Source organism: Pantoea sp. C2G6 (genome assembly GCF_051336815.1).
Taxonomy (GTDB): domain Bacteria; phylum Pseudomonadota; class Gammaproteobacteria; order Enterobacterales; family Enterobacteriaceae; genus Pantoea.
Map to the genome: position 1 here is coordinate 236261 of NZ_JBGMNJ010000001.1, position 22451 is coordinate 258711.

Consider the following 22451-nt stretch of genomic DNA (forward strand, 5'->3'; position numbering starts at 1 on the left):
CGCTCGCTTATGACTCTACCGCAAAAAACGGAGGTTATTGAGCACCCTGGCGAGATAAAGTCTACAACGAGATTGGAAACTTACAAGTATGATGTGAGGCGCTTCTGTAAAAAAACAGCGATTTATACATAAATTCTAACAATTAGCCTGGTATTATTATGGCGGCTCAGCGTCCAAAAAACCTGCTAAACCATTGTCAACGCTCGAACTAACAGAATCAGTGGCTTAGCGACAACAGATAAGAAAAATAGCTTGGGAAACTTCTGATTTTTACTTAATGAAACAAATCCGACTGAATTTTTATCGCGTTTTGCGGTCTGAGAGGCGCTTCAGCTATTCCACCTGAACGCAAAATCAATCCCATTGCTTCTCCCTCCGCGGCCGCAATTTCCAGTTGACGCCGCTCTTCTTCATCCAGTTCATACGGAATCCATGCCAGAACGACACTGTAATTTCCGGTGCGCAGCGCTTTAATCATCGCTTCAACCGCATTCAGGCGTTCAGAATCGGCGATATGCATACTCTTATCAAGCGGTAATCCCGACTGCTGAAGCCAGTTGCGATTCAGCTTGTGAGCCGGGGTTAACCATAACTGCCAGCGCGATTGCTGACTCAATTGCTGCAATAAAGGTAAGAGCAACATCTGCAACATTCCTGGCTGCTCGCTATAGCGTAACTCCGTGATCCCGCCGCGATGAGAAGCTGGCACGGAAGAGGAGGCATAATGGTGAGCATAGCGTGCATTATTCGGATGTTGTGTTCGCATATGTTAATCACTCAGCAGTTGACTGTATGAATATACAGTACTGTCATCCTGGATAAAGATCAACCCAAATTTCTGAAAACGCCTCGCAAAAACGGCACAAGATTAATGGAAACGCTAATTATTCGTTGAACGCCCTCACGGTTTTTTCTATCTTCTAATTGCCTGATACCAAACGTAATTTAAGACATTTCTTTAACATGGAGGTGGAGTGATGAAAAAGGTGAATCCGGTTGTAGAGCGCTCCAGAGCGCAGCTTGCCCCGCTGGGAACGATAGAGTCTCGCACCCAATTTGGTGGCTACTCGCTGGCTGTTGAACGTGTGGTCTTTGCGCTGGTGAATAAAAATGAACTTTATCTGCGCGCCAGTGAGCCTCTGCGTGATTATCTGGTGGAATGCCCACTGGAACCGCTGGTGTTCCGTAAGCGTGGCATTCTGGTCAGTCTCAATTACTATCGGGTCGATGAGACGCTGTGGCGTAATTCTGGCGCTTTGTTAAGGCTCTCTGCCGCGGCGCTGGAAACGGCGCAACTTGAGCTGCACGACAAAGAGCTGGCTCCCCGTTTAAAGGATCTGCCGAATCTCAGCGTACGTATGGAGATGCTGCTGCATGAGGCGGGTATCATGAATGTGAACCATCTTTATCAGATTGGCGCTAAGCAGTGCTGGCTGAGGCTTAAAGCGGTCAACCAGCACATTGGTTTTCAGACGCTGCTGGCGCTACAGGGGGCGATTACCGGTCATCATCATGCCGCCCTGCCGCAGGCGACCAAAGCTGAGTTAAATGCGTGGTTTCAGCGCACGCTGCTGTCGATGCTCAACCCCGGAAACAGCGACAGCTAATCGGCCTGAAGCGTGCGGCGCAGGCGGGCAACCTCTGGCATTAAAGCAACCAGCAGACCGAGTTGTTGCAGCACCAGCGGCGCACGTGTATCGGCATCGGCGGCCAGCTGGCTGATCCGCTGCGTCAGCTGATGACGCATGGCTTCAGCCTGCTCATTACTGACATGGTCAGTTTGCAGCACATCCTCCACATAGCAGACCGTGTCATCCAGCAACGTCAGCAGATCCGGCTGAGTGATTCTGTCGCGATGCGCGCCCAGGGCAGAGATGTAGCTCAGGAATGAGTGGTTTGAGCAGAGCAGCTGAAACGCGGATTCGCGCAGCTTCTGGCTGGTACGGCTCTCGCTGCTCATATTCGAGACCACTGACGCCAGCTCAGCATCCGCATTATGCGCGTCACGGCGGGCAATCCGGTAGGCGAGGCGATTATCTTTGCCCTGATGATATTGCTCCATAATCGCATCCAGATAGCGGCAGTTCGCTTGCAGGGTTCGCTCCGCCACGGCGGGTAGCTGACGGAAACGCCAGTCAGGCCAGATAAAGGCAACGGCCAGCCAGGCCAGACCACAACCAAGCAGCGTATCCACCACCCGCGGTAGCGCCACTTCAAACCCTTCACCCAGCAGGTTAAAGCAGAGCAGCACCAGCAGGGTGATGAACAGGGTCGCCTGGGCATACTGCACCTGGCGGAAGGCGAAAAACAGCACGCCAGCGATGACGATCAGGATGAGCTGACCTTCAACCGACGGCACCAGCCACAGCACCGGCAGACCAATCGCGATCCCCGCCAGCGTCCCGCCAATACGCAAAGCCAGCCGTCGCTGCGTCGCATTGTAGTTAGGCTGACAGACGAACAGACTGGTCAGCAAGATCCAGTAACCCCGCTCCAGCCCGGTCACCTGAATAAAGCCGTAACCGATACAGAGCACCACTGACATACGCACCGCGTGGCGGAACAGCGCTGACGCGGGCGAGAGATGACGGCTGAAGCGCAGCCTGATGTCGCTCCAGCCGCGCAATCCTTCGCGTGACAGCAGGTTGTCGCTGTGCTGCGTATCTTCACCGGCGAGCGTCTGCTCTGATTCGATAGAGGCCAGCTGAGCGTCAATCGCGCGCAGATTGCGCAGTAGCCAGAACAGCGCGCGGGTATGTGCGGCTTCCGGCTCCCGCTGTTCCAGTCGCTCTATCGCCTTCTGTAAGCGCTCAAATGCACGCTCAAACCGACTGTCATGCACCCATCTTTCACGCATCAAAATAGCGTGCGCCAGCTGCCGGCAGGCCTGGGCCTGCATGTTCAGCAGACGCTGAAAGCGAAACAGAATTTCGTTATAACGCCAGTCACCGCGCAGCAGGTGATATTGCAGATGAGAAGAGCTGGCCCGCTCATGAATATCCTGCGCCACAAAGTAGTAGTGCAGGCTGCGGCGGGTGCCGCGTGACCCCCGATCGCCGCGCAGACGACTTTGCAGCGTGGTTTTGGTCAGATTGAGTTGCGCCACTAACTGGCTGTTGACCATCGCCGCATCAATAAAGGTCGCATCATCCTGTTCGCCTGCGTCGGGATCGAACAGGTTGGCTTTCGCGTCCAGGTAACGCGCCAGCTGGGAAAAACTTCCGGCCAGCTGCTCCTGCACCGGCCGGACCGGAAACATCAGATGACCCAGCAGCGTCAGCAGGTTGTACCAGAGCGCGCCCAGCAGCAGCAGGGTCGGCTGCATGTACCACTGGCTGAACAGCCCGATGCCGAGCATGGTATAGACGGCGATCAGCAGTGCGCCAAAAGCGATGGTGGCGTAACGCTGTCCCAGCGCACCCAGCAGGATAAAACCCCAGGTGGAGATCGCCAGCCCGATAATAAAGGCCAGCGGATAGGGAAACAGCAGCTCCACCGAAACGGATGCGATGCAGAAGCAGAGCAGGGTGATCAGCAGGTTCTTCAGCCGACCGGTCAGGCGATCGTCAAGATCGGCCAGCGCAGCGGCGACCACGCCCAGCGTCAGGGGAATGGTCCATTCAATCTGATGCAGCCACCAGGGAATAGCGGCGCAGCCGCTCAGCGCAAACAGAATGCGCAGCAGATAACGCCAGGTGCTGTTAAACAGGTATTTCCGCCAGCCTGGCAGTGTGTTCGATACTCTGTTAATAGCGGCGGGCATTGGCTTCCCGCGCAGCGCGCGCCTCTTCAACCGATACTACCCGGCGTCCAACCGGCCAGAGCGCAATCGCGGCGATTTTGAAGTTCGCAATGCCGACCGGGATTCCGATGATACTGATGCACTGCACAATCCCGACTGAAATGTGAGAAAGGCAGAGCCACCAGCCAAAGAAAATCAGCCAGAAGATATTCAGGAAGGTCCCGCCGGTATTGAGAAGATGACTTTTACTCTCAGGACGAAGCAGATCCACATGCACCGCCTCATTGCCAAACGGCACCAGCGACAGTTTGGTGATCTCCCAGCAGGAGCGGGTCAGAGGCAGGGTAAAAATCAGCACGATGCTGATTAAGGTGGCGAACAGCCAGCTCAGGGTGGTGAAAAAGCCGCCCAGAACAAAATTAAGAATATTTAAAACGGTGCGCATGACCTTTTTTCCTTTTGCATTCCGCAAGATGTGACGCCAAGTTTAGCCTGTTTTAAGGCTGGAGCGCCAAGGGTCTGACAGGTAAACTCCCCCTAATCCTATTCTCTGACGTTGGTGTCGGCGTGGAACTGAAAGCAACCTCGATGGGCAAACGGCTTGCCCAGCATCCTTACAATCGCGTTCGTCTGATGGCGGCTGGTGTTGAAGTCAGCGGCGATAAGCATGAGTACCTGATCCCCTTTAACCAGTTACTGGATATTGCCTGTAAGCGCGGGCTGGTATGGGGCGAACTCGAATTTTTGCTGGCCGATGACAAAGTGGTCCGGCTGCATGGTACTGAATGGCAGGAGACGCAGCGCTTTCACCACTATCTGCTGCAAGCCTGGCAGAGCTGGAGTCTGGAGATGAGCACGGTGTGTCACGAGGTGCTGGAGGCGCTGCGCGGCGATATTGATGCGTTCAGCGCTCAGGATCGCTGGCTGAATCGCGGTGAGCTACAGGCGCTGAAAGAGAACATCGTGAAGCAGTTTGACGCGCTGCCGCTGCCGTTGTCGCGGCTGAAAGATTTTGCCGATTGCCGCGATGACTGGGAATTCTGTCAGCGCTGGCTGGAGCAGGGTGAAACCGCGTTGCGGCAGCGAAACCGCGACTGGACCGCCGCGATGCTGAGTCGGTATCAGGAATTCTTCGCCAGCGTCGAATCCACACCGCTCAATCAGTCGCAATCTGAAGCGGTGGTCAATGGCGAAACGTCGCTGCTGGTACTTGCCGGGGCCGGCAGTGGTAAAACCTCGGTGCTGGTGGCGCGTGCCGGCTGGCTGATGCAGCGCAGGCTGGCCAGCCCCGACCAGATTCTGCTGCTGGCGTTTGGCCGCCAGGCGGCGGAAGAGATGAACCATCGCCTCCAGTCACGCCTGGGGGCTACTGACATCCAGGCGCGGACATTCCATGCGCTGGCCCTGCACATTATTCGTGAAGGCAGCAACAAGCAGCCGGCGATCAGTCAGCTGGAGAGCGACGCCGAAGCCCGTCGGACGCTGCTGATCCAGCACTGGCGTCAGCAGTGTCAGGATAAAAAAGCCCAGGCCAACGGCTGGCGTCAGTGGCTGCGTGATGAACTGGCGTGGGAAGTGCCAGAGGGGGCGTTCTGGGATGACGACAGGCTTGCCAGCCGTCTGGCACCGCGTCTGGAGCGCTGGATCGGCCTGATGCGGATGCACGGTGGCGCGCAGGCGGCGATGATCGCGGAGGTGCCGGATGAAAGCCGTGAGCTGTTCAGTAAACGCATCAGGCTGATGGCCCCGTTACTGAAGGCCTGGAAGAGTGCGCTAAAAGAGGAGGGCGCGGTCGATTTTTCCGGTCTGATTCACCAGGCGATCGCCATTCTGGAAAAAGGGCGCTTTATCAGCCCGTGGAAACATATTCTGGTGGATGAGTTCCAGGACATCTCACCCCAGCGCGCCGCCTTACTCAGCGCATTACGGCAGCAGAATAAGCGCACCGCGCTGTTTGCCGTTGGCGACGACTGGCAGGCCATCTACCGCTTCAGCGGTGCGGAGATGACGCTGACCACCGCGTTTCACCACTACTTTGGCGAAGGCGACCGCTGCGTGCTGGACACCACCTATCGCTTTAACGATCGCATTGGCGACATCGCCAGCCGCTTTATCCAGCAGAATCCGCAGCAGCTGCGTAAACCGCTGAACAGCGTAACCAAAGGCAATAAAAAGTCGATTTCGTTGCTGGCGGAGGATCAGCTGGAGGCGCTGCTGAACAAACTCAGCGGCTACGCAAAACCGGATGAGCGGATCCTGCTGCTGGCGCGGTATCACTACCTGCGGCCCGAATTGCTGGATAAAGCCAGAACCCGCTGGCCAAAACTGAAGCTCGATTTTATGACGATCCACGCCAGCAAAGGTCAGCAGGCGGATTATGTGATCCTGCTGGGGTTACAGCAGGGCAAAGAGGGCTTTCCGGCTGAGGTGCGCGAGTCGATCATTGAGCAGGGGCTGCTCCCGCAGCCGGAAGCGTTCCCCGATGCGGAAGAGCGCCGTCTGGCCTATGTGGCGCTGACGCGGGCGCGCCAGCAGGTTTTTCTGCTGTTTGACAAGGCCGCGCCGTCGGTGTTTGTTGAACAGTTCCGTGAGCTGGGCGTGCCGGTGCTGCGCAAAGCCTGAATTATTTCAGGCGGTCAGCCAGGTAGCGTGGATAGTCAGGGATCATAATATCGACGCTGCGGGCAAATAGCGGCGACTGAATAATGAAATCGGCGGTTGAGCGGTTGGTGGCGACCGGAATATTCCACACCGTCGCCAGCCGCAGCAGCGCCTTGACGTCAGGATCGTGCGGCACGGCATTCAGCGGGTCCCAGAAAAAGATCAGCGCATCAATTTTACCTTCCGCGATCAGCGCACCAACCTGCTGATCGCCGCCCAGCGGCCCACTGAGCATGGCATTCACGTTCAGACCAGAACCGCGATTAATCAGATTCCCGGTGGTGCCGGTAGCGTAGAGCGTGTGCGGCTCCAGCGCGGACTGGTTTTGTTTCACCCAGTCAAGCAAAGCGGCTTTGCAGTGATCATGGGCAACCAGCGCGATATGTTTGCGGATGCCGAGGGTGCGAACAGTCTGTTCCATAATGCGTTCCTGATGAAGTGGATGCGGAAGAAAAGGTGGCGCGATTTTACCTCTGGCCTTTCCTCGCTATCAACCTGTCAGCGATCAGCTGGTGCGAAGCATTTTTACCAGCGTCAGCAGCTGCTGGCGGGTCGCTTCATCAAAGCGCTGGAACCAGCGTTGCAGGGAAGGTGACTCTTTCTGCGTCAGGCTGAGATCGGCGGTAAGCTGCGCCGGGGAGGGCGAAACGGAGAGGGGATGAGCAAACCGCGGCACCGAGGCGATCTGACGGGTGCGGTTATAGTTCAGCATCGCTTTTTCTATATCCGCCGTTGCCGTGAGCGGAAGATGGTCGCGCAGCGTCATAATCTCTTTACCGCTTTCATCTACCAGCTGGAAATTGAGGTTGCGCTCAAAGTGCTGACGATCGCGTTTTGTCTGGAGCACCGGCAGGCGGATAGTGATGGTTTTAGCCACGGCGGTGAAGGTGACGATCATTGGCACCGACTGATAGCGCGGAACGCTCTCTTTCTGGTCATGATGCAGCTGTTCAACCCGGAACAGAAACTGATGCTGCCCGCGATCCAGCTCTAAACTGTCGGCTCCGCGCAGCAGTGCACCTGAAATTTTCCGGCCATCCAGCACTAACAGGTCGATTTGCGGGTCGAGCCTGAGGGTGATGGCAGAACAGGACGCCGAAACGAGGAGCAGGAGTAACCCCGTAACAGCCAGCAACAGCTTCATTTCAACTCCGGTGGCAGAGAACGCGACGAATGGCGTGTAGCAAATTCTTACATTATGGCAGTTAATTTACAATTAAACATATTTATTCGTGCTGCGGTTCAATTAATTTCGCCGCCGGTTTAGCCGTTAATGGGCCGGCCCATCTACACTCAATACTGGCCTGAAAGGAGATAACAATGAACGACCAGACAATCCGTGAGGTGCTGACACGTACCCGCCGTATCGCCTTAGTCGGGGCGAGCGATCGTCCCGAGCGTCCAAGCTACGGTGTGATGAAATATCTACTCGATCAGGGATATGAGGTGATCCCGGTCAGTCCGAAACTGGCGGGAAAAACGCTGCTGGGACAGCAGGCTTATGCCACGCTGGCCGAGGTGCCGGGCAAAATCGATATGGTGGATGTGTTCCGAAACTCTGAAGCCGCCTGGGGAGTGGCGCAGGAAGCGATCGCGGCGGGGGCGGATACGCTGTGGTTGCAGCTGGGGGTGATTAATGAGCAGGCTGCGGTGCTGGCGCAGGATGCGGGCATGACGGTCATTATGGATCGCTGCCCGAAGATTGAAATTCCGCGGCTGGGGATAACAGCGTAGGCGCATCAGGACGGCGGCAGGTGCCGCCGCCAATTAATGGCGCAGATGAGGGGCCTGGAGTTGCTGACGCACCGAGGCGGCCAGTTCATCCATTGAGGGCTGTTCCGGGTGCTCAAGACTGGTTTCACCGGCGAGCTGGATCTCAGCCACATAGGTGTGCACCTGATCGCCTTCTTCATCTTCCATCACAACGTGATACCAGGGAGCGCTTCGCATCTTCTCTTCCGCACCCACTTCTTCAACTTTAGGCTCATCCAGCGAGTATTCAGGATCGACATCCACAATAACCCCCAATACACCAGACAAACGATGACGAACCTGCTGACCAATACCAAATTTAGTGGCAATCATAGTGACCTCCGAAAAAAACTCCTCTCTTTACTATGGGGGCAGCAGGCGGTTTTTCAAGTCACATCACACGGCAGGCAAAACCTTTCAGGTAGAGGCCTTCCGGATAGCTGGCGATCACCGGATGATCGGCCGCCTGGCGGAACTGCTCAATAAACTGCACCTCGCGCCCGGCATCCAGCGCCGCATCCGCAATGATCTTCTGGAACAGATCGGTGGCCATCAGACCGGAGCAGGAGAAGGTCAGCAGGATGCCGCCCGGATTGAGTAGCTGAATTGCCAGCATATTAATGTCTTTATAGCCGCGGCAGGCGCCCATCAGCTGGTTTTTGTTTTCCACGAACTTTGGCGGGTCCATGATGATCAGATCAAATTTCTCGCCCTCATCACGGTAGCGACGCAGCAGCTTGAAGACATCATCGCGTTCAAAGCGCGCGCGTGCGAGATCCAGCTGATTCAGCTCGACGTTCTGACGCGCCACATCCAGCGCCTCCTGCGAGGTATCAACGCTGATCACCTCTTTACAGCCGCCCATCAGCGCCGAGACCGCGAATCCGCCGGTATAGGAGAAGCAGTTAAGCACGCGGGCGTTGTCAGCATAACGGCGGGTAGCAAGACGGCTGTCACGCTGATCGAGGTAATAGCCGGTTTTATGACCACCCTGAATATCGACCAGCAGCTTCATGCCATGTTCGGTGATCGGCAACAGAGGCGGCGGCAGTTCGCCAGTTACCGGACCCTGGGTCAGTTCCAGACCCTCTTTCTTACGCACGGCGACGTCAGAACGGTCATAGATGGCGCAGCCAGGGAAGCAGTGTTGCAGCGCGGTGATAATCGCCGCACGCTGATACTCTGCGCCCGCCGAAAGCAGCTGCATCACTAAAAAGTGGCCGAAGCGGTCGATGGTAACGCCGGGTAAGCCATCAGATTCACCAGCAATCAGCCGGTAGCTATCCAGGCCATCACGGGCGGCCAGCCATTCACGCCACTGCTGCGCCTGTTCAAAACGACGCACAAAGAAGGCGATGTCGATGGATTCATCGGCCTGCCAGCTCCAGACGCGGGCGCGGATCTGCGACTGAGGCGAATAAGCAGCGCGAGCCAGCCATTTACCGTTACTGTCACAAACATCGATGGTTTCACCCAGTTGCGCTTTACCTTCCATGCGCGCGACCGCGCCGGAAAAGACCCAGGGATGGCGACGAAGCAGGGACTTTTCACGTCCCTTCGCGAGAATCAATCTGACTGTCATAGTTTGCTATGCTTACCTGAAAAAATGAGGCGCCATTGTCCGGTGGATAACGGGAAATTGCAACGAACAGCAGCGGGAGAGAAGAATGTCAGCACTTGGATTCAAAGCATGGGTTCATGGCCGCGTCCAGGGCGTAGGTTTTCGTTACAGCACCCAGGCCGAAGCGAAGCGGCTGGGCGTGCAGGGCTATGCGCGCAATCTGGACGATGGCAGTGTCGAAGTGCTGGCCTGGGGCGAGGCGGAGCCGGTTGAAGCGTTGATCGCCTGGCTTAAAGCGGGCGGACCGCGCAGCGCGCGGGTCGATAAGGTGCTGGTGGAGCCGTATCAGCCTGCACAGCCGCCACGCGACTTCACCACCGGTTAATTACAGACATTTCGCTGGCTTTGGCAGGCCGGCGATCTTTGTCGCCTGTTTAGCCGGTCCTTCCGGGAACAGACGAAACAGATAGCGGCTGTTGCCTTTCTCTTCGCCATATTTTTGCGCCATCGCCTTCACCAGCATCCGCACCGCGGGTGAGGTGTTATATTCCAGATAAAAGGCGCGCACGAAATGAACCACTTCCCAGTGAGCTTCGCTCATGGAGAGCCCTTCCTGGTCGGCAATGTGCGCAGCCAGCGCTTCGCTCCAGTCGGCGGGGTTCTTCAGATAGCCTTCGGCATCGACGGCGATTTCGTTACCGTTAAAATTCACGTGACTTCCTCTTAATTAATGACGGCGCAGTTTATCAAACCTGGCGAACAGTAAAAGCAAAAACCCCGCCGGAGCGGGGTTTTACAGGCTGACGGTTATTGCCGGTTAGTTGCTGCGGGCAAAACCCAGCAGGCTCAGCAGGCTGACAAAGATATTATAGAGGGAGACATAGAGGCTGACCGTCGCCCGGATATAGTTGGTTTCGCCGCCCTGAATGATATTGCTGGTTTCCCACAAAATGGCACCGGCGGAAAAGAGAATAAACAGGGCGCTGATGGCCAGATGCAGCGCAGGCAGTTGCAGGAAGATATTCGCCACGACCGCCACCAGCAGCACCACAAAGCCCGCCATCATCATCCCGCCGAGGAAGGACATATCGCGGCGGGTGGTCAGCACATAGGCTGAACAGCAGAAGAAGACCAGCGCCGTTCCGCCCAGCGCCAGCGCTATCACGTCGCCCATGCCCGCGCTCAAAAAGGAACTGAGGATAGGGCCAAGGCAGTAACCCAGGAAGCCGGTAAAGGCAAAGGCGGCCAGAATACCCATCGGGCTGTTAGCCAGACGGTAGGTTAAAAACATCAGTCCATAAAAACCGACCAGCATCAGGATCAGGCCCGGTGCCGGCAGCGCCAGCAGGGTACTGGCCGTGGCGGTGACGGCTGAAAAAGCCAGCGTCAGTCCAAGCAGAAAATACGTATTACGCAGAACGTTGTGTGTCGCCAGCAGTGACGACCGGGATGAGGTGACAATTCTTTCCATGTTGCGCTCCTTTAAGCAGAACACTAAATATCTGCCGAGAATACGCAGGCCATTAATGAGGGAAAAGGCGTTTTACCCTTCTTTACGCGCTATTCTGCTAATTGTTTGAGCAGAGTGGCGATTTTGGCAGCGAAAAATCACAATCTGACTGTTTTTCAGGCGAATGAAAGGATACAGGCTTTACATCGCGAAACGGGATGTTTATAGTGCGCGTCATTGCGGAGGGGTGGCCGAGCGGCTTAAGGCAGCGGTCTTGAAAACCGCCGATGGGAAACCATCCGAGAGTTCGAATCTCTCCTCCTCCGCCACTTTATCTGCTTAATGCGATAAAGGGCAAAACGTTCAGATGATTTTGCCAGTGCAGTACCGTTACAAAACGGAGGGGTGGCCGAGCGGCTTAAGGCAGCGGTCTTGAAAACCGCCGATGGGAAACCATCCGAGAGTTCGAATCTCTCCTCCTCCGCCACATTTTACAGGCCAGCACTCAGTGCTGGCCTGTTTCGTTTCTGCTGTCCACTTTCTTCTGCCTGTCCGAAAAACACCTTTTTGCCTCAGCGCTGTGCGGTTGCGCATTCATCTCTCTCTGGCATCTCTGCTATAGTCCAGTCACTGTTTTTGCAAACATCTGGCGCTTTTCTCCGGTGAGCTGAGTTACACTAGTGAATACTTCGCTCTGAGATGAGCTAATCGGTTGATAGCCAGAGTGTTTCTTTACTGAATAATGGAATAGGCACAATGATCAAGAAACTGAGTCTTTGCGCATTGTCTGTGCTCGCTGCGTTACCGGCCGGAACGGTCGCCTTTGCCGCTGATGGCAATATGCAGCTGCAACAGGTGCTGATGTTAAGCCGTCACAATCTGCGTGCGCCTCTGGCGGACAACGGCAGCGTGCTGGAGCAGGCAACGAAAAAAAGCTGGCCGCAGTGGGATGTTCCCGGCGGCCAGTTGACCACCAAAGGTGGCGTGCTGGAAGTCTACATGGGTAACTACACCCGTCAGTGGCTGGCGCAGCAGGGCCTGGTGAAGAATGGCAGTTGCCCTGACAGCAACAACGTTTTTGTTTATGCCAACAGTCTGCAACGCACTGTCGCCACGGCGCAGTTCTTTGTTAATGGTGCCTTCCCGGGCTGTGACGTCGCGGTGACGCATCAGGATGCGATGGGCACCATGGACCCTATCTTCAGCCCGTCGGTCACTGACGGCAGCGAAGCATTCAACAAAAAAGCGCTGGCCGCGATGGCGGCCGCCAATGAAAAACTGGCTCTGAAACCCGCCTTCCAGCGGCTGGAAAAGATTATCGACTACAAGTCGTCGCCAGCCTGCCACAACAAAAAGCAGTGCGATCTCAGCAATGGTCAGAACAGCTTCAGCGCGGATAATGGTCAGGAACCCAACGTCAGTGGTCCGCTGAAAGTGGGCAATTCGCTGATGGATGCGTTTACCCTGCAATATTATCAGGGTTTCCCGATGGAGCAGGTCGCCTGGGGCCAGATCACCACGCCTGAGCAGTGGAAAGAGCTGTCAGCCATCAAGAATGGGTATCAGGATACTCTGTTCACCAGCCCGGACATTTCCCGTGAAGTCGCGGCACCGCTGGTGGATTACATCCGCAGCCAGCTGGTCGATCAGGATAAAGCCAATGCGCCTAAAATTACGCTGATGGTGGGACACGACTCCAACATCGCTTCGCTGCTGAGTGCTTTGCAGGTCAAACCTTATGAGCTGCCTGACACCTATGAAAAAACACCCATTGGTGGCCAGGTGGTGTTCGAGCGCTGGCACGATGTGAAGAATGACAAAGATCTGCTCAAAGTTGAGTATGTCTATCAGAGCGCCGATCAGCTGCGTAACGCCGATGTGTTAAGCCTGAAGAATCCGGCGAAGCGCGTCACGCTGCAACTGGCGGGCTGTGAGACGGACGCCAACGGTTATTGCAGCTGGGATCAGTTCTCTCAGGTGCTGAATGCCGCGTTGCAGGGCACGCCAATGCAGCCTGCGGCACCGGCACCAGCACCGGCTCAGTCCGACGACAGCAACGCGCCAGCCGCTGCGACCGGTGACGCGGCGGCCGACAAGGCCGGAACCGATAAAGCGGCGGCAACGGAAGATAACGCTAAAACGGATAAAGCGACCGCGGGCAAAGCCAACGCGGATAAAGCGACAGATGACAAAGCCGCCGCTGAAAAAGTGAAAGCGGATAAGGCCGCGGCTGAAAAAGCGGCCGCTGAGAAAGAAAAAGCGGAAAAAGCCGCTGCTGAGAAAGCGAAAGCCGAGAAGGCCGCCGCGGATAAAGCTGCCGCTGAAAAAGCGAAAGCGGACAAAGCCGCAGCTGACCAGGCAAAAGCAGACAAAGCAGCGACCGGGAGCGCGCCTGCTGATAAAGCGGAAAGCGCTAACCCGTCCGCTAAGTCGCAGAGTGACGAAACGAAGTCCGCTGCGGTGGCGACACCCTGAAGGTTTCCTTCGCCCGATAATAAAAAACCCCGTCGAGACGGGGTTTTTTTATGGCCGCGGGCAATGTTATCCCGCGATGACCACCAGCTTCTGGTTAGCAAACTCTTTGATACCGAGATCGGAAAGCTCACGCCCATAGCCTGAACGCTTCACGCCACCAAACGGCAGCTCGGCGGAGGTGTCACTCTGAGAGTTGATAAACACCATACCGGTTTCGATAGCCGAGGCCAGCTTACGGCCACGCGCCGTGTCGCGCGTCCAGACCGATCCCCCCAGACCATAGTGAGAGTCGTTCGCCAGCGCGATAGCGGCCTGATCGTCACCCACCACATAAACCTGGGCTACCGGTCCGAAGAACTCCTGGTAGTAGGCGGGGTTGTCCGGGGTAATGCCGGTCAGGATGGTTGGCTGATAGAAACAGCCCACGCCCTCGACGGCTTTCCCGCCCGTCACCAGTTTCGCGCCATTGGCAACCGCTTCATCCACCTGTTTCACCAGACGGTCACGCGCATCGGCGGAAGAGAGCGGGCCAAGCGTGGTTTTCTCATCAAGCGGATCGCCCAGCGTGGCCGCACTCAGGGCGGCACTGAACTGGCTGATAAAACGATCGGCAATCTTCTCATGCAGAATAAAACGTTTTGCCGCGGTACAGACCTGACCACAGTTGCTGAGGCGCGCCTGCACGCCCTGACGCACCGCTTCATCGAGATCGGCATCGTCCAGCACCACAAACACGTCGTTGCCGCCTAACTCCAGCGTCGACTTCTTAAGATGCTTGCCCGCCTGCTCAGCCACGGCGCTGCCGGCGCGCTCTGAACCGGTCAGGGCGACGCCCTGCACCCGGTCATCGGCAATCAGATCGGCCACCTGATCGGTAGAGATAAACAGGTTGGTCCATGCCCCTTCCGGCGCACCCGCTTCGCGGACCAGTTTTTCAAACACATCGGCACAGTGCGGCACAATGTTGGCGTGTTTCGCCAGCACCGGGTTACCCAGCGCCAGATTAGGTGCCAGCACGCGCATCAGCTGATAGTAAGGGAAATTCCAGGGCTCCACGGCGACCAGTACGCCAATCGGGTGATATTCCACCCAGGCTTCGCCCAGTTCGCTGGGATAGGATTGAGGCTGAAGAATGCGCTCCGCGTTCTCAGCGTAATAGCGGGCAATCTGCGAGCAGATTTTCACTTCGCCACGGCTCTGACCAATCAGTTTACCCATCTCTTTACTGGCGATGGTGGCCAGCTCTTCCGCACGGCTATCAATCAGGTCAGCCAGTTTTTTCAGCACCTGGAGACGAGGCTGAATATCCCCTTTACTCCATGCTGAGTGGAACAGGCGATCGGCCACCTCCAGTGCATGGCTGACAGCCGCTTCATCATGTGAAGGCCAGCTTTTCAGCAACTGGTTGTTGGCGGGATTAATGCTTTGATAGGAAGACATAGCGTACTCCTTGGTGTGCTAAAAATAAGGGCGGGAAATTCCCGCCGCTGAATCAGACGTTCTTGCGCTCGACGGGTTTATCATCCCAGGTCAGGAGATCTTTATCGGTTTTTTCAAAAGCGCGGATCAGCACGTCATCACTACCTTGCTGACGCCAGATCTCTTCGGCCAGTCGCTCGTCATAATTCGCCACTTCAAAAATGGCCTCGGCGATTTCAGGTGAGGTGTGACGCAGACTGGCCCATTCGCCAACGTGATGTGCTTTAGATTGTTCAGTAGACATATTATTCTCCTTTGATTAACTCAGTCCTTCAGTTTGACTGTCAGCCCGGCAACATGTTCACCCTGAAAACGGGCGATATTCAGTTCCTCTTCCGTAGGCTGACGCGAACCATCTCCACCCGCCAGCGTGCTTGCCCCATAAGGCGTACCGCCGCGAACCTGGGAAATATCAAATAACTCTTTTGTGCCATAACCGATCGGGACAATCACCATGCCGTGATGCGCCAGGGTGGTCCAGACCGAGGTAATGGTCAGCTCCTGGCCGCCACCGGTGCCGGTAGAGGTAAAGACGCTGGCCACTTTGCCAAACAGTGCACCCGACGCCCACAGACCACCGGTGCGGTCCCAGAAGGTGCGCATCTGTCCCGCCATATTGCCGAAGCGGGTCGGGGTGCCGATGATAATCGCGTCATACTGCGGCAGCACCTCAGGGGTCGCTTCGGCTGCCTGCTGGTCAGTTTTACCGCCTACCTGCGCAAAGCGATCGGCATCCATCGTTTCTGGCACCCGCAGAATATCCACTTCCGCGCCGGGTACCCGACGAGCGCCTTCTGCCACCGCATTCGCCATCGTTTCGATATGTCCATACATCGAGTAGTAGAGCACCAGAATCTTAGCCATTGATCTCTCCAGGTAAGTTGACGTCCAGAAAAAGTATAGAAGAGCTTTCCGGTTACGTCGGCGGCAGCGGTGCTGACACCCGGTATCTGCGTAATAAATCTCCAGTTAATTGGCAGTAAGGCGAGAGAATGTTCGATGTTTAGCCAGATTCAGGGTTAATTCTCTGTTGCGAAATGTGACTGTCAGACGGGTTAACCGGGATGTTGACTACGCTTTAAGCAGGAGTTGCTCCCGGCTTGCCGTCATCAGCCCCCGGCTTTTCCATTTTTCGTTATCGCGCTACGCGACAGGAGTAAACCATGACAACACATCGTGGCGGTTCAGGAAATTTCGCTGAAAACCGTGAGCGTGCCGCTGAAGCGGGACGCAAAGGCGGGAAAAACAGCGGCGGTAATTTTAAGCACGATCCGCAGCGTGCCGCTCGGGCCGGTGAGAAGGGCGGACGCCACTCTCCGAAAAGCCAGAACGAGGCGTAATCCGGCTTTGCCGCCGGTTCTGACCGGCGGCAAAGCCGGATTGCTTTTCCCCTTATCCCTCCGCACAATAGCGCCCGGACAGCTGATCAGGTGAATTATGTCGGACGCACGCCGTGGTTTAACCCTGCGCCTTACGCGGCAGGAATGGGTATTACTTTTTATTACTCTGGTCTGGGGCGGCACCTTCCTGGTGGTGCATCGCGCGATGCAGCACTCCGGTCCCTTCTTCTTTGTCGGCCTGCGTTTTGCGACCGCCGCGCTACTGCTGGCGCTGTTTTTCCGCCGTTATCTCACCGCCATCAGCTGGTTGGAAGTCAAAGCGGGCACGCTGATTGGCCTGGCGATCGCCGCGGGATATGGCCTGCAAACCTGGGGAATGCAGACCATATCCAGCAGCCAGTCCGCTTTTCTTACCGCGCTCTATGTGCCGGTGGTGCCACTGCTGCAATGGCTCTTTTTACGCCGTCCGCCGGGGCTGATGTCGTGGCTGGGCATTGCGCTGGCGTTTACCGGCTTACTGCTGGTGGCGGGGCCGCAGGAGGGGCGCATCAGTCTCAACGCTGGCGAAATCGCCACGCTGCTCAGCACCCTGGCGATCGCCGCCGAGATCATCCTGATCAGCCGCTATGCCGGTCAGGTCGATGTGCGGCGCGTCACCCTGATCCAGCTGGCGGTGGCGTCGCTGTGCGCTTTTGCGCTGATGATCCCCAATGGTGAATCTGTACCCACGCTCTCAACCCCGCTGCTGCTCAGCGCGCTTGGGCTGGGTGCGGCAAGCGCCCTGATTCAGGTGACGATGAACTGGGCGCAGCGCAGCGTTTCGCCCACCCGCGCCACGGTGATTTATGCGGGGGAACCGGTCTGGGCGGGAGTTGTCGGGCGCATTGCCGGGGAGCGTCTGCCTGCGCTGGCGCTGCTGGGTGGGGCGTTGATCGTCTGCGGCGTGATCGTCAGTGAGCTGCGGCTGAAACGAAATAAAGCGGTGCGGCCGGCTGCCACACCGCTGGAGTAGTTAACCCTGCTGTCGCGCCAGCGGCTTATCCTGCGGCGCGGCGTGACGGCGGCGCAGAACCGCATTGAGGATAATCGCGCCAAAGGTAGCCGTGCCGATGCCGCCCAGCGTAAAAGAGCCGATTTTCAGCGCGAAATCCCCTGCGCCAAGTACCAGCGTGGTGGCCACCATAATCAGGTTACTGTTCTGACCCAGATCGACATGGTTCTGCACCCAGATGCGCGCACCCGCCACCGCAATCAGCCCGAACACCACAATAGACGCGCCGCCAATCACCGGAGCCGGAATGGTGTGGATCAGCGCGCCAAATTTGGGGGAGAAGCCGGCAAGGATAGCGATGATGGCGGCGGCGACAAACGCCAGCGTGGAGTAAACTTTGGTGACCGCCATGACGCCGATGTTCTCGGCATAGGTGGTGACACCGCTGCCGCCAACCGAGCCGGAGAGAAGAGTGGCCAGACCGTCACCGACAAAGGCCCGTCCCATATAGGGATCGAGATTGCGCCCGGTCATGCCCGCCACCGCCTTCAGATGCCCCAGATTTTCCGCCACCAGGATGATCGCCACCGGTGCGATCAGCACCATCGCCTGTAAATCAAACACCGGCGCGGTGGTGTGCGGCAGCCCGAACCAGGCGGCCTGGGAGAGCAGGGTAAAATCGACCGGCTTACCCAGCCCCAGGCCGTTGGTCAGCAGCGCATAGATCGCCCAGGCCAGGATTAAACCGACCAGAATCAGCAGGCGCTGGATCATCCCGCGGGTAAACACCGCCACCAGACCGATGCACAACACCGTCATGACCGCCACCCAGCTGTCGAATGAGGAGGCGGAGACGCTGTGTACCGCAATCGGTGCCAGATTCAGCCCAATCGCCATCACCACCGCACCGGTCACCACCGGCGGCATCAGGTTTTCAATCCAGCGGGTGCCCGCTTTCATCACCACCAGGCCAATCAGCGTGTAGAGCAGGCCGCAGGCGATCACCCCGCCCAGCGCCACGCTCAGATGGGGATTGAGCCCCTGACCGCTGAAGCCGGTGACCGCAATCACCACCCCGACAAAGGCGGCGCTCGATCCCAGATAGCTGGGCACCCGGCCGCCGGTGATAAAGAAGAACAGCAGCGTGCCGATCCCGGAGACCAGAATCGCCAGGTTGGGGTCCAGCCCCATCAGCAGCGGCATCAGCACCGTTGCGCCAAACATCGCCACCGCATGCTGCAAACCCAGCACTAGAGTCTGCCCCAGCGGCAGCGTTTCATCCGGGGCGATAATACCGTTTTCTGTTAAAGCCGACTTCTTCTGCCATTGCGGAAACCAGGATCGTGCCATCGTCTACTCCAGAGCGTAAGGAATGCCGGGGGAAGGTCAGTACAGGGCTGACGGATTAACAGGCTTGCTGCCGTAACAGCGGATGGTAGCCGCGGTCAAACCACGCCAGGCCATGCGTTTCATCGTTACGGACCAGCGCCACCACTTCGCAGAACAGCGTGTCGTGGGTGCCGACGCTGACAATCTGAGTAATGCGACAGTCAAACGACGCCACCGCACCGCTCAGCACCGGCGAACCGGTCACCGCCGTTGACCATTCGGCGGCAACAAAGCGTTCAGCCATCGGCGTTTTGCCGCCAAACAGGTTGGAGAGCGCTTCGTGGCCCGCCGCCAGGGTGTTGACGCACAGCTGCATATTTTCGCGAAACACCGGCCAGACCGAGGCGGAACGGTTCAGGCAGACCAGCAGCGTCGGCGGCGAGTCGGTGACGCTGCACACCGCGGAAGCGGTAAAACCGGCACGTCCGGCCGGGCCTTCGGTGGTGATGATATTGACCGCAGCGCCAAGCCGGGACATCGCATTACGGAACTCGTTTTTCTCAACCAGCGGGAAAACAGGTTTCAGGCTCATGATCTTCTCCGTAAAAGGTTATCCGGCGACGCGCTGGAAGGTCTGTGCGTCTTCGGTTTCATTCAGCCACTGCATCAGCAGGGCGTTAAACTGTTCTGGTTCGGTCACGCTCATGGCGTGTCCTCCCGTGGCCATCAGCTGTTCAGTGGCGTTGGGCAGGGTGGCGGCCAGCTGCGTCGAACAGCTCCAGGGCACCAGCAGATCGTCCTGGCTGGCGATCGCCAGCACCGGGTGCGGAATAGCGGCGGCCCGGCTGCTGAAGTCGGCACTCATCAGGGCATGCAGGCGTCGCAGCAGGTTCTCCATCCCCTGAAAATGATCCAGGTGGTGCTGATCCTCCTGCGCCAACCGCGCCTGATGGCGGGCCATCCATTCGGCGGGATAGAGAAACAGCGGCTGGGCACGCACAAAAGCCTCAACGCCGACGTTGAGCAGCAGATCCTGACGCACCTGAAAGCAGCGCTGAGTATGGGGATGCAGCGTCAGCCAGCCGTTGATCACCACCAGCCGCTCAAGCCGCGCCGGGTAATCCAGCGCCAGCTGCATGCCGATCAGACCGCCCAGCGCGTGCCCGATCAGGCTGAAGCGCAGGATACCGTGCTCTGCCAGCGCGGCGGCCAGCTCCGCCGCCATCATCGCCATGCTGTAGCCTTCCGGTAAGCTCTCCGCGCTGCGACCGGTGCCGCGCTGGTCGTAGAGCACCACCCGGTAAGCGGCGGTCAGGGCCGCGAGCTGCGGCTGCCAGAAGCCCGCCACGCCGCCCAGACCGGATGAGAGCACCAGCGTTGGGGCATCGGGGCTTTGCAGGCCGAGAATATCAAGCTGCATCAGGCCCCCTTTTTGCCGATATGCGCCACGCTGGCGATCTCGATCAGCGCATCCGGTTTCACCAGTCCGCACTGAATGCAGAAGCGCGCCGGTTTTTCACCGGGGAAGTACTCGGCGTAAACCTGATTCACCGCGGCATAATTCGCCCAGTCGGTGATAAAGATGGAGTTGAATGTCACATCGGACAGGCTGCCACCGGCGGTCTCGATCACCTTTTTGATGGTTTCCAGCACATGACGGGTCTGCGCCGCGGCATCGCCCACATGAACCACATTGTTCTCCGCATCGAACGGCAGCGTCCCGGAGACATACACCACTCCATCCGCCAGCGTACCCGGCACAAAGGGTGCAATCGGGGTAGGGGTGCCCGGTGGAATAATCACACTTTTTGGCATAGCAACCTCCTCAGGGGATCAACGGGCGTTAAGGCTTTCGCAGAAGGTATCGACATCCGATACCCAGCCAAAAAAGGTTTCGATATTGAACAGGGCCGCCTGCTGCGCAAAGGCCGGACCCGCCTGATAGGTGGCGTCTTCCAGCACCACGCCGAAATATTCCAGAAAGAACCCGTCGCGCAGCGTCGATTCCACGCAGACGTTGGTGGCGATGCCGGTAAAGATCAGATGACGGATACCGCGACTGCGCAGCATGCTGTCGAGCGGGGTATTAAAGAAGCCGCTGTAGCGCGGTTTTGGCAGCACAATGTCGCCCGGCTGCGGCACCAGTTCATCCACCAGCGCGTAATCCCAGCCGCCTTTCGACAGCAGCGTGCCCTGGAGTTCGGGCTGTCTGCGCATGGTTTTCAGGGCGTTCGACTTGTGGAAATTCGGGGAGCCCGCGTCGCCCGCCTCAACATAGTCGCTGTCCCAGCCGTTCTGGAACCAGATGATCTGGATGCCCGCCGCGCGCGCCGCCGTTACCGCCTGATGGATCTTCGCAATCACCGGTTTCGTGGCGGAGACATCAAAACCGGCCAGGTCGAGATAGCCGCCTTCGGTGGCGTAGGCGTTCTGCATATCAACCACGATCAGGGCACTCTGGCCGGGCGGGAAGGCGATCGGCTCAGGACGTGCGGGCAGTTCAACCTGCGGAATATCCGGGATATGAGCGCAGTAAACAGTACTCATTACGCCACCTCCTGCGCGGTATCCAGCAGGGCGCTGCGGCAGGCCATCAGCGGCTGTATATGCTGACCAAAATTCTCAATGCCCTCGAGGAAATCATCAAAGGTCAGCAGCACGCCGTGGGTGCCTTCCACCTGCGCTACTTCGTCCAGCATCCGCGCCACGCTGGCCCAGGAACCCACCAGCGTGCCCATGTTGATATTCACCGCCGAGGTGGGATCGGCCATCTGGCGCACATTGGTATCGCTGCCCGATTTGGTGTCCTGCTGGCTTTGGGTTGTGAGCCAGGAGAGCGCCTCTTCATCGGCACCCGCTTTATAGTGTTCCCACTTCGCCCGCGCCGCTTCGTCCGTTTCGGCGGCGATAATCATAAACAGCACATACGAACCGACGTCGCGCCCGGTTTTTTCAGCGGCCTGCTTCATGCGGATGGAGGTTGAGCTGAACGCAGCAGGCGTGTTGACCCCTTTGCCAAAGCAGAAGTTGTAGTCAGCGTGCTGGGCGGAGAAGGCCATACCGGCATCGCTCTGCCCGGCGCAGATCACCTTCATCGGGCGTTGCGGCTGCGGACTGACGCGGCAGTCGTTCATGGTGAAGAAATCCCCTTTGAAATCTGACTTGCCGGTGCCCCACAGATCGCGCAGCACGGTGACATATTCGGTCAGATAGGCGTAACGGCTGCTGAAATAGTCATCGCCGGGCCAGAGTCCCATCTGCTCATATTCGGGTTTCTGCCAGCCGGTCACCAGGTTGACACCGAAGCGCCCGCCAGAGATAGAGTCGATGGTGGCCGCCATGCGCGCCACGATGGCCGGTGGCAGCGTCAGGGTCGCGGCGGTGGCGTAAATCTCAATGCGTGAGGTCACGGCGGCGAGGCCCGCCATCAGGGTGAAGGACTCGAGGTTGTGATCCCAGAATTCGGTTTTTCCGCCAAAGCCGCGCAGTTTGATCATCGAGAGCGCAAAGTCGAAATGGTAGTGCTCCGCTTTCAGCACAATCGCTTTGTTGAGTTCAAAGGTCGGCATGTACTGCGGCGCATTGGATGAAATCAGCCAGCCATTGTTACCAATCGGAATAAAGACGCCTATCTTCATGTGAAACCTCGTTGCAGTAAGGGAAAGGTGTTT

General features: G+C 57.6%; 25 protein-coding genes and 2 tRNA genes. 9 read left to right on the top strand and 18 right to left on the bottom strand.

Features of this window, described 5'->3' with window-relative positions:
• Positions 1-274: 274 nt before the first annotated feature.
• Positions 275-766, bottom strand: coding sequence for an SOS-induced cell division inhibitor SulA (gene sulA / locus ACCW71_RS01050; protein ID WP_436369034.1), 492 nt, complete (start codon positions 764-766; stop codon positions 275-277).
• A gap of 211 nt (positions 767-977) precedes the next feature.
• Here sulA and ACCW71_RS01055 point away from each other — a divergent pair, with 211 nt between their 5' ends.
• A complete protein-coding gene (locus tag ACCW71_RS01055; RefSeq protein ID WP_436369036.1) occupies positions 978-1607 on the top strand; it encodes a TfoX/Sxy family DNA transformation protein in 630 nt (209 codons plus the stop codon).
• Here the strand turns inward: ACCW71_RS01055 and yccS are convergent.
• Both yccS and ACCW71_RS01065 read right to left on the bottom strand, forming a co-directional pair.
• The gene (yccS, locus tag ACCW71_RS01060; protein ID WP_436369037.1) at positions 1604-3763 is read right to left on the bottom strand and encodes a YccS family putative transporter; all 2160 of its coding nucleotides are present in this window, start codon (positions 3761-3763) and stop codon (positions 1604-1606) included. The two genes, ACCW71_RS01055 and yccS, sit on opposite strands and share 4 nt — an antisense overlap.
• Positions 3747-4187, bottom strand: coding sequence for a YccF domain-containing protein (locus tag ACCW71_RS01065; protein ID WP_436369039.1), 441 nt, complete (start codon positions 4185-4187; stop codon positions 3747-3749). Before ACCW71_RS01065 ends, yccS begins: the two co-directional genes overlap by 17 nt.
• Before the next feature lie 122 nt (positions 4188-4309).
• Here ACCW71_RS01065 and helD point away from each other — a divergent pair, with 122 nt between their 5' ends.
• Positions 4310-6364 carry a DNA helicase IV gene (helD, locus tag ACCW71_RS01070; RefSeq protein WP_436369040.1) on the top strand — a complete coding sequence of 685 codons (2055 nt, stop codon included), beginning with the start codon at positions 4310-4312 and terminating at the stop codon, positions 6362-6364.
• Between the two features lies 1 nt (position 6365).
• Here the strand turns inward: helD and mgsA are convergent, their stop codons facing one another.
• Both mgsA and ACCW71_RS01080 read right to left on the bottom strand, forming a co-directional pair.
• Positions 6366-6824, bottom strand: a complete 459-nt coding sequence (gene mgsA / locus ACCW71_RS01075) for a methylglyoxal synthase (RefSeq protein WP_436369042.1) — start codon at positions 6822-6824, stop codon at positions 6366-6368.
• Between the two features lie 84 nt (positions 6825-6908).
• A complete protein-coding gene (locus ACCW71_RS01080) occupies positions 6909-7547 on the bottom strand; it encodes a YccT family protein (protein WP_436369043.1) in 639 nt (212 codons plus the stop codon).
• A gap of 176 nt (positions 7548-7723) precedes the next feature.
• Here ACCW71_RS01080 and ACCW71_RS01085 point away from each other — a divergent pair, with 176 nt between their 5' ends.
• Positions 7724-8137, top strand: a complete 414-nt coding sequence (locus ACCW71_RS01085; protein WP_436369044.1) for a CoA-binding protein — start codon at positions 7724-7726, stop codon at positions 8135-8137.
• A 33-nt stretch (positions 8138-8170) separates the two neighbouring features.
• Here ACCW71_RS01085 and hspQ read toward each other — a convergent pair whose 3' ends face one another.
• Both hspQ and rlmI read right to left on the bottom strand, forming a co-directional pair.
• Positions 8171-8488 carry a heat shock protein HspQ gene (hspQ, locus tag ACCW71_RS01090; protein ID WP_436369045.1) on the bottom strand — a complete coding sequence of 106 codons (318 nt, stop codon included), beginning with the start codon at positions 8486-8488 and terminating at the stop codon, positions 8171-8173.
• A 58-nt stretch (positions 8489-8546) separates the two neighbouring features.
• Complete coding sequence (gene rlmI, locus ACCW71_RS01095) at positions 8547-9737, bottom strand: 23S rRNA (cytosine(1962)-C(5))-methyltransferase RlmI (protein ID WP_436369046.1); 1191 nt, start codon at positions 9735-9737, stop codon at positions 8547-8549.
• Positions 9738-9822: 85 nt separating this feature from the next.
• Between rlmI and yccX the strand changes: the two genes are divergently transcribed.
• Positions 9823-10101, top strand: a complete 279-nt coding sequence (gene yccX, locus ACCW71_RS01100; RefSeq protein WP_436369047.1) for an acylphosphatase — start codon at positions 9823-9825, stop codon at positions 10099-10101.
• Here the strand turns inward: yccX and ACCW71_RS01105 are convergent, their stop codons facing one another.
• Both ACCW71_RS01105 and yccA read right to left on the bottom strand, forming a co-directional pair.
• Positions 10102-10428: a TusE/DsrC/DsvC family sulfur relay protein gene (locus tag ACCW71_RS01105; protein ID WP_436369048.1), complete on the bottom strand. Its 327-nt coding sequence runs from the start codon at positions 10426-10428 to the stop codon at positions 10102-10104.
• Between the two features lie 105 nt (positions 10429-10533).
• Positions 10534-11187: an FtsH protease modulator YccA gene (gene yccA, locus ACCW71_RS01110; RefSeq protein ID WP_436369050.1), complete on the bottom strand. Its 654-nt coding sequence runs from the start codon at positions 11185-11187 to the stop codon at positions 10534-10536.
• A gap of 220 nt (positions 11188-11407) precedes the next feature.
• Between yccA and ACCW71_RS01115 the strand changes: the two genes are divergently transcribed.
• The 3 genes from ACCW71_RS01115 to agp all read left to right on the top strand — a co-directional run bounded on the left by ACCW71_RS01115 (position 11408) and on the right by agp (position 13641).
• Positions 11408-11495: transfer RNA gene (locus ACCW71_RS01115), tRNA-Ser, on the top strand.
• A gap of 70 nt (positions 11496-11565) precedes the next feature.
• Positions 11566-11653, top strand: a tRNA-Ser gene (locus tag ACCW71_RS01120).
• Positions 11654-11922: 269 nt separating this feature from the next.
• Positions 11923-13641, top strand: a complete 1719-nt coding sequence (gene agp, locus ACCW71_RS01125) for a bifunctional glucose-1-phosphatase/inositol phosphatase (RefSeq protein ID WP_436369051.1) — start codon at positions 11923-11925, stop codon at positions 13639-13641.
• Between the two features lie 66 nt (positions 13642-13707).
• Here the strand turns inward: agp and ACCW71_RS01130 are convergent, their stop codons facing one another.
• The 3 genes from ACCW71_RS01130 to wrbA are packed head-to-tail and all read right to left on the bottom strand — an operon-like array spanning position 13708 to position 15984.
• Positions 13708-15081 carry an NAD-dependent succinate-semialdehyde dehydrogenase gene (locus tag ACCW71_RS01130; protein WP_436369053.1) on the bottom strand — a complete coding sequence of 458 codons (1374 nt, stop codon included), beginning with the start codon at positions 15079-15081 and terminating at the stop codon, positions 13708-13710.
• A 52-nt stretch (positions 15082-15133) separates the two neighbouring features.
• On the bottom strand, positions 15134-15364 hold the full coding sequence (locus ACCW71_RS01135) for a YccJ family protein (protein ID WP_003850006.1): 231 nt from the start codon (positions 15362-15364) through the stop codon (positions 15134-15136).
• Between the two features lie 20 nt (positions 15365-15384).
• Positions 15385-15984: an NAD(P)H:quinone oxidoreductase gene (wrbA, locus tag ACCW71_RS01140; RefSeq protein WP_436369055.1), complete on the bottom strand. Its 600-nt coding sequence runs from the start codon at positions 15982-15984 to the stop codon at positions 15385-15387.
• A gap of 299 nt (positions 15985-16283) precedes the next feature.
• Here wrbA and ACCW71_RS01145 point away from each other — a divergent pair, with 299 nt between their 5' ends.
• Both ACCW71_RS01145 and ACCW71_RS01150 read left to right on the top strand, forming a co-directional pair.
• Positions 16284-16460: a general stress protein gene (locus tag ACCW71_RS01145; protein WP_436369057.1), complete on the top strand. Its 177-nt coding sequence runs from the start codon at positions 16284-16286 to the stop codon at positions 16458-16460.
• A gap of 97 nt (positions 16461-16557) precedes the next feature.
• Positions 16558-17472: a DMT family transporter gene (locus ACCW71_RS01150; RefSeq protein ID WP_436369059.1), complete on the top strand. Its 915-nt coding sequence runs from the start codon at positions 16558-16560 to the stop codon at positions 17470-17472.
• Here ACCW71_RS01150 and rutG read toward each other — a convergent pair whose 3' ends face one another.
• The 6 genes from rutG to rutA are packed head-to-tail and all read right to left on the bottom strand — an operon-like array spanning position 17473 to position 22418.
• Entirely contained in the window at positions 17473-18801 is a 1329-nt protein-coding gene (gene rutG, locus ACCW71_RS01155) for a pyrimidine utilization transport protein G (protein WP_436369060.1), read from the bottom strand.
• Between the two features lie 55 nt (positions 18802-18856).
• Positions 18857-19372 carry an NADH-dependent FMN reductase RutF gene (rutF, locus tag ACCW71_RS01160; RefSeq protein ID WP_436369062.1) on the bottom strand — a complete coding sequence of 172 codons (516 nt, stop codon included), beginning with the start codon at positions 19370-19372 and terminating at the stop codon, positions 18857-18859.
• Positions 19373-19390: 18 nt separating this feature from the next.
• Positions 19391-20200, bottom strand: a complete 810-nt coding sequence (rutD, locus tag ACCW71_RS01165) for a pyrimidine utilization protein D (RefSeq protein ID WP_436369064.1) — start codon at positions 20198-20200, stop codon at positions 19391-19393.
• Positions 20200-20595, bottom strand: a complete 396-nt coding sequence (gene rutC / locus ACCW71_RS01170; protein ID WP_436369065.1) for a pyrimidine utilization protein C — start codon at positions 20593-20595, stop codon at positions 20200-20202. The genes rutD and rutC overlap by 1 nt, the downstream gene beginning before the upstream one ends.
• 18 nt (positions 20596-20613) lie before the next feature.
• Positions 20614-21327 (bottom strand): pyrimidine utilization protein B, encoded by a 714-nt coding sequence (rutB, locus tag ACCW71_RS01175; RefSeq protein ID WP_436369066.1) that lies wholly within the window; start codon positions 21325-21327, stop codon positions 20614-20616.
• Entirely contained in the window at positions 21327-22418 is a 1092-nt protein-coding gene (gene rutA, locus ACCW71_RS01180; RefSeq protein WP_436369068.1) for a pyrimidine utilization protein A, read from the bottom strand. The genes rutB and rutA overlap by 1 nt, the downstream gene beginning before the upstream one ends.
• Positions 22419-22451: the final 33 nt, after the last annotated feature.